Genomic DNA, 11,335 nt, shown 5'->3' on the forward strand with positions numbered 1-11,335 from the left:
ACGTGGTTCACACTCGGGCCGATCCTCACCGCGATGAGCCTCGCGGTGCTGCTCGGCGTGATACCCTACGAGATGGGCTTCCTGGAGCTGATCGAGCTCATCGTCGACACGCGACTCCCCGAGGGGATGATGCGGCCGTGAACCCGATTCTCACCTCGGTGCCTCCGTACGTGCTGCTCGCCTTCGCCGCCCTCGCCGTGCTCGCGCTCCCGCGCCGGTCCGGTCACGCAGTGGCCGCGCTGGCGACGGCGTTCACCTTCGCGCAGGCCGTCCTGCTCGGCGACGGCGGCGCGGGGACGTACCTCGCGACACAGTTCCTCGGCTTCGACGTGGTCTTCTTCAACGTCGATCAGTTCTCGCTTTTGATGGGGGTCGTCGTCGGCTTCCTCGCGACCGCGGCGGTGCTGTACGCGTACGGCACCGAGGCGCCCACGTGGGTGACTGCGTTCGCGCTCATCTACGTCGCCTCGACGATCGGGACGATCTACGCCGGCGACTGGCTCACCCTGATCTTCTTCTGGGAGCTGATGGCCGTCACCTCGACGCTGCTGGTGTGGCAGTACGGCGGGGAAGCGGTGCGGGCCGGCTACCGCTACGCGCTGTTCCACGGCATCGGCGGGACATTCTTCCTCGGCGCGGTCGTCGTCCACGGCGCGGCGATGCTCGGGAGCGTGCCGGCCGGCGAGATATTCCTGTTCTCGTCGACGACCGGGATCCACGCCTCCGCGACGCTACTCGCCGCGATCGGGATCGGCGTCAACTGCGGGTTCATCTTCCTGCACACGTGGCTGCCGGACACCTACCCGCGCCCGCACGTCGCGGCGTCGGTGTTCCTCTCGGTGTTCACGACGAAGACCGCGGTGTACGTGATGTACCGTGCGTTCCCGGAGGGCGGGATGTGGCTCGCGTATCTCGGCGGGTTCATGGCCGTCTACGGCGCGTTCTTCGCGCTGCTGCAGTACGATCCGCGTCGCCTGCTGTCGTACCACATCCAGGCGCAGGTCGGCTACATGCTCGCCGGACTCGGGCTCGCGACTGCTGTCGGCGAGTTCGCCGTCACCGGCGGGTTCGCGCACCTGTTCAACAACGTCCTCTACAAGAGCCTCCTGTTCATGGCAGTCGGTGTCGTCGTCTACCGTACCGGCGTCGAGGACATCAGGGACATGGGCGGACTCTGGCGGGAGATGCCGATCACCTTTCTCGTCTACCTCGTGGGTGCGGCCTCGATTACCGCCGTTCCGGGGTTCAACGGGTTCATTTCGAAGGGGATGGTGATCTCCTCCGCCCACGAGGTCCACAACTTCGAGCTGCTGTTCGGCCAAGGGCTGCTGTGGTGGCTGCTGATCCTCGGCGGCGTGGGGACGTTCATGTCGTTCATCAAGCTCGGCTACTATATGTTCTTTCACGGGTCGGCGACGCTATCGCCGAAAGACGCGACGCCGTTCCAGACGGCGGGGATGCTCCTGGCGGGCGGCGCCTGTGTCTTCTTCGGCACGCCGCTCACCTACGGTTACCTCGTCGAACTGATGCCGTTCACTGCCGCGGTCGCGCCGGAACTGCACCCGTACAGCGCGAGCCACCTGACGGAGAGCGCGGCGCTACTCGTGACCGGCTTCGTCGGCTTCTTCGCGCTGAAGCGCCCGCTCGGCTGGCTCGCCCACCATATGCGCGACGTCGACGCGGTGACGTACCCGGCCGCATTCTACCTGAGCCGGGGAACAGTCTGGGGCGTCACGGAGCTGTGGGCTGCCGTCGACCGCGTCGTGATGCGGCTGGTCGCCGGCGTCAAGCGGACCGCGACGCACCCGCGAGCGGCCGTCTCGGCGCTCGGCGCCGACGTCGAGATCCGGGCGGGCATCGGTCGGAGCGTCCTCTTCTTGACGCTCGCGGCTGGTGTCGCGCTGCTCGTGTTCCTGCTCGGGTAGCGAGAGAGTTGAGCCGCCGGTTCGTGCATCTCACTCGTCCTCTTCGACAATTCGCCGATCCTGTTCGCTGAGCGAGAGGAAGACGATCACGCTGATGAACGGAACCACGAATCCGAACATTTCGCCGCTCTCTGCGCTGGTGTAGCGCATGAACAAAACCGAGGTCATACTCACGCAGAAAACGCCGACGTAGACCAGCGAATTGGCATCGGTGGCGTCGTTGTCAGAGCACATACGTCCCGGAAATTCTCGTAGCTCGTCTTGTTCCGTGATCGGTTGTCGTAGATCCGCGTCACTTGCTGTAGCATACGGTCTTCCATACCGTATGCCGCATATCTAGTCTGTTTGAATTCTGACTGCCTGCCATCATCTTCTGGTAGGTGACTTTCGCCGCCACTGATACATATACTCGTGTCCTCCCTTCGTATATAGAGCGTGACTGTAATGGCCGCGAGTGGGTCAACAGTATTACTCGCAGCATGTTTCAACGAAGCCGATATAAGGGTTATTCGAATTTCAAATTGCAACTTTCGATATGGTATAAACTCGCCGGGCCTTACGGTGCGACGGTTGCGGTGTCACCGGCTTCCGGATCAAACGGGAGGTTGATGACGAGTTCGTCAAACCAGACGACCGGACGTTTACTCTGGCCGTCTTCTTCAAAGAAGATGATGCCCAACTGGGCGAGCCGACTGAGTTCCTCGTGGACGTTCTTCACGTCCCGGTTGACAACCCGTGCGGTCTCGTTGATGCTGGATGGCTCTTCCCGACGGATGGCTTCGATGAGATCGAGGACGCGCGGGGTCAGCGTCCCCATGTTCGAGCGGTGGGAAACCGTTTTTGACGCCCCGTTCTGCGTGTTGAGCGTGCTCGGATCGGCATGGTCGTGGTCATGCCTGTGACTAGGCTCGTGAGACCCCTCTTCGTGTTCAGGGGTATGATCTATTGATTCACCACTTCCTGTCGTGGGAATCGTCGTCAGGTGAGATCATCACTAGCCGCTACAAGTTTATTAACTCGGCTGCTATAAATCGCTCATTCACTACCAATGTTTAATATACATACAAAGTTGAACTCTGTGTTTCCCCCATCTCAAACGCAGACCTAGGTACGGTTTGCTCGATACTCACCGTGTTTGGTCCCGAGAAGAGGTGTAAGGACTCCGAACACGATGAGGCCGACACTCGCCATCATGACTATACTGGTGGTCATCGGATACATAATCGTCTCATCAATAATGATGGCGAGCAGGGCCACGAACGTGATCACCGTTTTCGTTGTATTGAATTCCTTCTCCAGTTTGTTACTCAAACTCAATCACAGGTTGTTTCCGATGTCTCGGCTGTCGACATTTTAGGACGGGTATTCTTCCGAACGAAACCCTATCAGAGAAGCGCGCCAACAAGACACGGTAGTTTGGGATTCGTTGTACTTCTTGGTATTGTAATAGTTCTCTCGCGACTTGATCAAGCTGTCCAGATGTATTTTATACTATCACCAAATATATTTATATGATTGGACACCTTCTTTGTACTATGTGTATTTACTGTAACGCCTATGGAGAAGAACACTCCGATGAGGAAAGTGAGACGTCAGTGCCCAAAACCACCGATACACCCAATACTTCCTCAGACCAGCATACTGTTCAACAACAGTCTGAGGGAATTCTCTCCCGGATTCGCACCTCGTTAGTGAACCTATTTTGATTGACTACCTCTATGTATCAGGTACTTCATAGCACGATCGAACACGAAGATGATTCGAGAACTACACCAGCACCATCTCTGTTTTGAGCGCGTCACCACCTACTAACAGTTCTGATCGAATGGAATACGAAGGAGCAGCCGTGCCACGGAGTGGATCGCCAGAAGATACCTCAGACTAATTTGGGCATCCGTTTCTAACGACTGGCCGTCTCGATCTTCACCGGTGAGGATCAGTAGTGAGACAACACCGGGTAACGCCAGCGGTAGAGAGTGATTCTTTTCTATGGTTTCGGTTTCGCTTGGAATTTGAAAATCTAAACTCTAGTTGACATGAATAGGAATATTTCGTCATCGAAATACTAACATGGTTCTGAGCCCGCTATTGCCATTTATTCTACCCGAATTGTCCCAACCATTCCAGAACTTTCATGCGGAATACAACAGTACCCGTACGTTCCGGGTTGATCGAACGTGTGCTCGTAGTTCTCTCCCGGGGCGATGAGTCCCTCAGTAACCCGGTTCCTCGCAGCACGCTCTGACTCGAAGCCACCACTTGCGAAGTACACGGCCTCGGCCGGAATCCCGCCTTCGTACGCTGTGACCGTGTGCTGGATGTCGCTCTCGTTCGTCCACATCACTGTCCCACCGGTTTCGATCGTCGCAGTCTTCGGCTCAAACGTGTGATCGTCGGGCATCGTGACGGTCAGGGTCGACGGTGACTGTCCGTTCAAACATCCGGCGGTGCTGAGCGTCGCCAAGGCGGCAGTACTGAGTCGCAACACCGTCCGTCGATTGTGGAATTTGAGTGTCATTGGAACAGAGATGAGTGGTGCCTATCAGAGCGCCACGAAGAGGTCGGTCACGTACATCACGCCGAGGCCGAGCAGGAACGCGAGCAGGTTCGTGGCGCTGGCCACGCGACCGCCTGCATCCCGAACCATTCCCGCGATCTCCCAGTTGACCTGTAAGATTGCACCAACCCCGATCGCGAGGAAGAAGGCGCCGATCGTCGGTGAGTACGCGAGACTACCGATCCACCCGCCGAGGATGACGGGGGCACCGGCGATGACACCGAGCGCGGCGAAGTGCCTGAACGACGGGCGCTCTCCGCGGGCGACCGGTGCAACGACGGCCGGGCCTTCCGTCACGTTGTGGAGCATGAACCCGATCACGAGGAACGCGCCGAGCGACACACGCCCGAGTGCGAACGAACTCCCGATCGCCAGCCCTTCCGCGAGGTTGTGCAGGCCGATCCCGACCGCGACCAGATAGGCGATCCAGAGACCGCTACTCGCCCGACTGTCACCGGCGGCGACACGGCCCTTGCGCCACGCGCTGATTGCCTGAACGAGAGTGAGTGCGCCGAGGATCCCGAAGACGACCAAGAGGTTGCCCTCGTACGCGCCCGGAACCCGTTGAGCAAGTTCGAACGCCTCGAACCCGGCGTCGAACGCCAAGAAGCCGAGGACGCCAGCCGCGAACAAGAGCACGGCGTGCAGCCACCGATCGCTCATCGTCTTGATGTAGGGGAACCAGAGCATCCCTAATGCGACCGGGATCACGCCGACGAACAGCCCGATGACTGCAAGCGTCCAGAGCAGACTGAGGCTAAATCCGGGTGCCTGATTCGGAGCGACGATCGTATTCTCGAATGTCGCCCCGTCAGAGAGTACGAGGGCGACGTTGAGATCCCATCCCGGATTCCAGTGATACGGGATCACGATCTGTGCGCTTTCCATCGGGGCGAGCGTTTGGTCGCCACCGGCTCCTTCGACCTGAAAATTCCAGTAGGCCTCATCGACGAGGACCTGTGCTATCGTCACGGAATCGGGCCCGTTGTTCGTTACGTGTAACACGACCGTTCCGTCGCTCGGAAGCGTTGTGTGTGTGATCGTCACGTCGGGAAGCGGTTCACCGCTCTCGCTCTGAATACTGGCGAGTGGTGACGTAAACGCGAACACACCCAAGACGAGCACGAGCAATACGATCGGAAGTATCGCGCTGACCCATCGCGGTAGTCCGAGCGGCTGTGTGACCTCGTTTTCAGTAGATACACCACTGTCCGCCGTCGGTTTCTGTGTCTTATCCGGCATGTTAGACCACCTCGAAAAAGCTCATCCAGCCGAGTTCGGCGAACTCGGACTGGTGGGCGTGGAACATGTACAGCCCGGGTTCGTGGTCCGAGTAGTCGAGCTCGATGATACCGCGCTGCGCCTGCGTCTGCATGATCGTGTCCACGGTCTTGCGCGTCGGTGTCAGCGTCGTCCCGTGATCATAGTAATCGAAGAACTGCGAGTGCGTGTGGAACGAGTTGATGAGGTCGAACTCAGTCGCATTGGAGAGGTACACGCGTTGCCGTTCGTTCTTGTCGATCTGGATGGGACGCTTCGTCTCGCCGGCTGTCCAGTTGCCGGTGCCGTCGGTACTACCGACCCCGTATGCGAACGCCCGTGTGTTCGCCGCGTAGACCTCGTTCCCGCCGTCGAAGTTGGTGTCGAACGAGTTCATCACCATGACCATCTCGTTGACGGCGTCGTTTTCGGCGTACTCGTGGTTCCGGCTCTTCGCCTCTTCGACGAACCGCGTCCGCATGTCGTCGGTAATCGGGCCGGGATAATTGACGTAATCGCGTGGATTCTCCCTGACGCGTTCGGGGTCCGGATCGACGATGATCGTGCCGTAGAGTCCGCGGTGGATGTGTTCTTTCAGCGGGAGCGAGTGGCAGTGATAGAAGTGCGTACCGGCTGGTTGGGCAATCCACTCGTAGGTGAATGATTCTCCCGTATCGAGCACACCCGGCCCGTTCTGGGGGATCCCATCCATTCGCGGGTTAAGGTTCTTCAGATGCGGATGGATCGTGTGAGCGTGCCGTCCGAGGTTCGTGAATTTGACGCGAATTAGGTCGCCCTCAACAGCACGGATCGTGGGGCCCGGCACCTGACCGTTGAATGCCCACGCTTGGAACTCGACGCCCGGCGCGATGGTGATCGTTGTGTCGACCGCGGTGAATTCGAACTCCCGTACGGTTCGACCATCCTCCTCGTAGACCTGCTGCGGAACGTTATCCTGCCCGCTGTCTCCGGTATTGAACGCGGTGAGGAACTCGTGCGGATCGAAGTCCAAATCTCGGTATTCGCCCACCGCACCGAAGTTACCGTGTGTATCATCGCCCTCGTGGCCGGGTGACGCACTTGCACGTGAACTCCCGAGTCCAACGGCGGCACTTCCCGCGACACCAAGACTGCCGAGTACCGTGCGACGACTGACGCTCGTTTCACCGGTGAGTGATTCAACCAAACGCTGTTCGAGTCGTTTGGTGACATCTGCCGCACTCTCGTAATCTATCGAGGGCATGATCTCCTCGACGGGTTGACTATTCGGATACCCATATGTGATAGTGGATGATCCCAATATATAAATTAGACCCATCTAAACTTTGAGTAGATCTAAACTAAAAATGGACTAGCAGACTTCCGAGCTTCTCAGTGAGAACTCTGTGTGAGAGATTGGGTGGATATGGAACGTGCGACTTCTTCGGGTAGCGCAACCGGACCATCTCCGTTATCAGGGTCAAGTGTGACCATTCCGAATGGCGCAATCTCGACAACATCTACGACAGTTCCGGGATGAATCCCATGTTTGGACAGGTACCGGAGGAGATCTGGATCGGTGTCCGGAACCCGTACGATCTGAACGCTGTCACCCACTTGATGATCAGCAAGACGTTCACCATCCTTTGCTCCCGATACATCCAGATCCGCGGTGGGAATTGGGTCGCCATGCGGGTCAACCGCTGGTTGTCCTAGCTGCTCTGCAATCCGGTCGGCAAACTTACTGCTGATGTGGTGTTCGAGGCGATCTGCTTCGTCGTGTACCTCTGCCCAATCATACTCGAGGTGGTCCGTCAGATATCGTTCTAACAGTCGGTGATGGCGAATGATTTCGAGAGCAATAGGAACCCCAGTATCAGTGAGCTCAACTCCCTTGTAGGGCTCGTACTGCACGAAATCACGCTCTGATAATTTTTTCATCATACTGGTAACCGTCGATTGCTCTACGTCGATATACTCAGCGAGCACCGAAGTTCGTACCCGGCCGTCTGTTTCGTTCTGAAGAGAATAGATCGCTTTGAGATAGTCCTCCATGATCGCGCTCAACATTGGAAAAGAATTAGACATGGCTAAATTTATAATTTTCTTCATCTGTGTTACTTGGAGTGTCAATTATCAATGGTGTCTCGCTAGAATTCGGTTAGATCGTGTATCCGTTTGTTTCCTTGCTTGAGGGTTGAATACCATCTCTCTGATGTCTAAAGGCGTTCCGGCAGTACAAGGGCCGGAATCCTGCATGAAAAACTTCGAACCTATATATAGCGGACAAGCAAAGTTCACCATAAAATGTCAGACCTGATCGTCAAAGCAGCTGTGAAGGATGCACTGTCGGACCACAACGTCTCGGCCGATTTCTACAACTCCCTCAACGAGGAGGTCGCCGATCTCCTCGATGACGCCGCCGAGCGTGCCGAATCGAACGACAGGAAGACGGTCCATCTCCGCGACCTGTAGCTCCGGATTTCGCGAGGTCGACACAGAGATCGCGGACGACGTCGAGCGAATCAAGACGCTGATCGAGCAGCTGGAAACCGGTGAGATTTCGATCTCGGATGGAGAGGAGATTTTTCAAGTGGGACAAGACCGACTTGCGAAGCTCCGCGAACTCGTCGTCGATAGAGATGGTGAGATCAAAGAGTTAGAATGACAAGTTCGCTCACGAAGAATTAACCAACGAAACCCAATATCTCACCTGTGCTGTTGGTTAAGATGGTTCGATGTTATCTTCGGGCCAAATACCCCCGAGACATTCATAGATTAGCAACATTCTCCATATACAGAAAATATTTATTCCTCACCAAATTTTCCCATAATGTGTACCACGACTCCGTTGGTGCATACCCATACTCGCACGTATGATAACTCGGTCAGTTACCATCGAAGACATCGATGACCTGTACCTGATGTGGAACGACCACATCAACGCTTCCGCCCTCTATCGCCGCACCCTCCGCGAGGAAATGGAAGTCCGCGACGTCGACCCCGACGACCTCCGTGACCTCCTCGAACGGGCTCGCGAGCTGGGCCACACGAAAGAAGAAATCGTCGACGAGACCAATCGGTACGCCGATCTGAAGACACTCGTCGAAGACGCAGAGGAATAACCCGCAATGTCACAGGACAGTACACCCTCCGAGACGCCTGAGAATCGCACTGACAGTCAGTCCACGGCAGTGAGCAAAGTCTCCAGACAAGCCGTCCTTACAGTTGCGCTGTTGAGTCTGTTCGCTGTCCAGCCCGTCGCAGCACAGACCAGCGCTGTTTGCAGCGCGGACAACCTACCGAGTATGATTGAGGGCTTCTTCCAGCTGACCACTGGACTCGGCATCGTCGGCCTTGCCGTGGTCTGGCAGGCCGACTCCCTCATCGAGATGTTCACCCTGAACCCTGAGCAAAAGAAGGGCCTCAAGCGCCACAAGCGCTCGGCGATGAAGTCCGCCGTCGTCCTCGTTGTTCTCGGCCCGCTGTACACCGTTGCGGGGTCGATGATGGGGCTGCCGCTGGCACAGTGTGTTGACCTCGTCCCCTGGTAAGTCACTCTACCATCCCCGTCGCGAGCCCATGGAACAACGAGAGCTCTCCGTGCTCATGGCCGCCCTGTTCGTGACGAGCCTAGTCACGGGTGTCGTCGCAGCCGATCCACCACGCCCGGGTACTGAGGGGAACGGCCTTTCTGAGAACGAGTCAGCGACGCTCTGGTCTCGCGATGCGGATAACTATATCAGTCAAGAAGAGTACCGCCAGCGCTACGGAGAGGACCGCACGTCCGTCCATCAGCTCGCGAATGGGACAGACATCACGTTCAAGCGGCCGCCTTCAACCGCCGCAACGTGGACTCGAAACGATTTCGGCGACCTCGAAGCCGGTGGGTCAGATACGTCAGTTCATCCGCCTCACGCATCCCTCGAAGACGGTGTCTTCATCGAAGACGCCCATGCGACAGTGTTTGCGGTTCAGCCGTCGACTCGTGGTCACCTCGAGTCCGGTGATACCCCACTCTACATCGCACCGAATGGGACGATGCGTGGGTTCGTCGATTACCGGGTCCGTGTTCCAAATGGGAGTTCCTCCGGGAACAGGACCATCGAGTGGTCGCTTACGGAACACGAGATCGAGGAAGTTCGGCTGCAGAAAGACGGGGAGACCATCGCGAGGACTGATGGGTCGCACACGCCGGCCATCAACTACCAGATCACCGACGACTGGAGTGCAACCCTCACTCTCGAAGCAGAGATCCACGTTCGGCTGAAGAAGACGATACGGACCGACGTGGGCGGCGGAACCAACGTCGACGTCGTCTATCGTGAGGAGACGCGAAACGTTTCGGACTCGGTCGATGTCGAGATATACGACCTCTCTGCGTACCCCTACTACGCCGAGTACCCCAACGGCGATGCTGGCGTGGCTATCTTCCAGTCTCGTCCGTGGCAAGGGTACACACTCACCGACGAGGGGAACGCGAGCGTACGCGGTGTCTGGCGGTTTTACACGGCCCGCAACACCAACTGGGATACGCTCGTCAGGTCGAACCGAACCGACAGCGCCGAAGTCGAGTCCGATGCGATCCCCGTGTACGTCCACGCGTATCCGTCCCGAATCGGACCACGAGCTGAGCCCGTCCGGGACGGCCCCAAAATCATCGACACCTGGGGAACGGAACGCCCCTCCCCGCTGGAGACTATCGGCGAGAACGTCAACGTCGAGATCGTAAATCAGTCCTACGAGACGACGTACGGTGTCGCCGTCCGCGCCGAGAACGTCGACAGAGAAGCACTCCACGTCGCAGGCATCGTTCGCGGTGTGAACGCGTCTATCGTCGAGCCCGATGCCGGTTCTGAACGGCAACTTCGTCGTAGCAATCTCACCGTCGAGGTTCTCCAGCAAAACGAATCACAGGCGACGCTTCGGATTGAGCTACGTGACAACCAGACTGGCGCACCGATCGTCCTCAACGATAGCGCCCGCCGGTATCCTATCGGTGGCATCTCACGTGATGGCTACATCACCATCGCCAATCGGGAGGTCGAGACCAACGCCTCTGGCGTAGCCATCGTGACGATCACTGAACCCGGTATCTACACCGCTCGGTATCATCCAGGGTCGTGGCTCGGACACAATCCGGCCTACGTGAGTGATACGGCGACCGCCCGGTGGCATCCACTCGGAACCATCGACGGCTGGTTCGCGTTCATCTTCGAGGTCGGCTGGCAGTTCATTCCCTTCTTCGTAATGTTCTACGCGGGACGCCGTCTCCTCCGGATGCTCGGCCCAGAAGACATCTTCCAACAAGATCCATAGCCCATGACACAGAATTACCCACACATCAGTAGGCGAAACGCCCTCCGAACAGTCGCAGGCGCCGCGCTTGTGAGCGTGGCTGGCTGTCTGAACAACGGTGATAGCTCCGGAACTCCCGGTGACGGGACAACCGATTCAGAGAGCAAGGGGCCACTCAAGCGAGTCGCTGTCGACGGGACGACACTCGTCGTCGAGCTCTCGCCCGAAGCCGACGTCGACCAGGTCAACCTCATCCAACCTAATGGAGAGCTGTTCGGAAAGCGTGACGTGGCCGCAGGGGCCCAACAGGTATCGT

General features: G+C 57.7%; 12 protein-coding genes and 2 pseudogenes. 7 read left to right on the top strand and 7 right to left on the bottom strand.

What is annotated here, in order from left to right:
- Positions 1 to 137: 137 nt before the first annotated feature.
- Positions 138 to 1,925 carry a Na(+)/H(+) antiporter subunit D gene (locus AN233_RS06355; RefSeq protein WP_058365967.1) on the top strand — a complete coding sequence of 596 codons (1,788 nt, stop codon included), beginning with the start codon at positions 138 to 140 and terminating at the stop codon, positions 1,923 to 1,925.
- A 30-nt stretch (positions 1,926 to 1,955) separates the two neighbouring features.
- Here the strand turns inward: AN233_RS06355 and AN233_RS06360 are convergent, their stop codons facing one another.
- The 7 genes and pseudogenes from AN233_RS06360 to AN233_RS16385 all read right to left on the bottom strand — a co-directional run bounded on the left by AN233_RS06360 (position 1,956) and on the right by AN233_RS16385 (position 7,791).
- Positions 1,956 to 2,159, bottom strand: coding sequence for a hypothetical protein (locus AN233_RS06360; protein ID WP_058365968.1), 204 nt, complete (start codon positions 2,157 to 2,159; stop codon positions 1,956 to 1,958).
- A gap of 322 nt (positions 2,160 to 2,481) precedes the next feature.
- Positions 2,482 to 2,742 (bottom strand): annotated as a pseudogene (locus AN233_RS06365) (HVO_A0114 family putative DNA-binding protein); the annotation flags it as partial.
- Positions 2,743 to 3,029: 287 nt separating this feature from the next.
- Entirely contained in the window at positions 3,030 to 3,242 is a 213-nt protein-coding gene (locus AN233_RS18420; protein WP_449271523.1) for a DUF7333 family protein, read from the bottom strand.
- A 778-nt stretch (positions 3,243 to 4,020) separates the two neighbouring features.
- Complete coding sequence (locus tag AN233_RS06375; RefSeq protein WP_241659245.1) at positions 4,021 to 4,326, bottom strand: cupredoxin domain-containing protein; 306 nt, start codon at positions 4,324 to 4,326, stop codon at positions 4,021 to 4,023.
- A gap of 141 nt (positions 4,327 to 4,467) precedes the next feature.
- On the bottom strand, positions 4,468 to 5,724 hold the full coding sequence (locus AN233_RS06380) for a ZIP family metal transporter (RefSeq protein WP_058365970.1): 1,257 nt from the start codon (positions 5,722 to 5,724) through the stop codon (positions 4,468 to 4,470).
- A gap of 1 nt (position 5,725) precedes the next feature.
- Positions 5,726 to 6,985: a multicopper oxidase domain-containing protein gene (locus AN233_RS06385; RefSeq protein WP_058365976.1), complete on the bottom strand. Its 1,260-nt coding sequence runs from the start codon at positions 6,983 to 6,985 to the stop codon at positions 5,726 to 5,728.
- Between the two features lie 128 nt (positions 6,986 to 7,113).
- On the bottom strand, positions 7,114 to 7,791 hold the full coding sequence (locus AN233_RS16385; RefSeq protein WP_080508389.1) for a metal-dependent transcriptional regulator: 678 nt from the start codon (positions 7,789 to 7,791) through the stop codon (positions 7,114 to 7,116).
- A gap of 237 nt (positions 7,792 to 8,028) precedes the next feature.
- On the opposite strand from AN233_RS16385, the gene AN233_RS06390 reads away from it, so the two are divergent.
- The 6 genes and pseudogenes from AN233_RS06390 to AN233_RS17965 form a co-directional block, all read left to right on the top strand.
- A complete protein-coding gene (locus AN233_RS06390; RefSeq protein ID WP_058365971.1) occupies positions 8,029 to 8,196 on the top strand; it encodes a hypothetical protein in 168 nt (55 codons plus the stop codon).
- Positions 8,135 to 8,389, top strand: a complete 255-nt coding sequence (locus tag AN233_RS16795; RefSeq protein ID WP_125919991.1) for a hypothetical protein — start codon at positions 8,135 to 8,137, stop codon at positions 8,387 to 8,389. Before AN233_RS06390 ends, AN233_RS16795 begins: the two co-directional genes overlap by 62 nt.
- Before the next feature lie 208 nt (positions 8,390 to 8,597).
- On the top strand, positions 8,598 to 8,846 hold the full coding sequence (locus AN233_RS06395; protein WP_058365972.1) for a hypothetical protein: 249 nt from the start codon (positions 8,598 to 8,600) through the stop codon (positions 8,844 to 8,846).
- A gap of 6 nt (positions 8,847 to 8,852) precedes the next feature.
- Positions 8,853 to 9,275 (top strand): hypothetical protein, encoded by a 423-nt coding sequence (locus tag AN233_RS06400; protein WP_058365973.1) that lies wholly within the window; start codon positions 8,853 to 8,855, stop codon positions 9,273 to 9,275.
- Between the two features lie 28 nt (positions 9,276 to 9,303).
- Positions 9,304 to 11,040, top strand: coding sequence for a hypothetical protein (locus tag AN233_RS06405; RefSeq protein WP_058365974.1), 1,737 nt, complete (start codon positions 9,304 to 9,306; stop codon positions 11,038 to 11,040).
- Between the two features lie 3 nt (positions 11,041 to 11,043).
- Positions 11,044 to 11,335, top strand: a pseudogene (locus AN233_RS17965) (hypothetical protein); the annotation flags it as partial.

The sequence above is a fragment of the Haloparvum sedimenti genome (assembly GCF_001462205.1).
Taxonomy (GTDB): Archaea; Halobacteriota; Halobacteria; order Halobacteriales; family Haloferacaceae; genus Haloparvum; species Haloparvum sedimenti.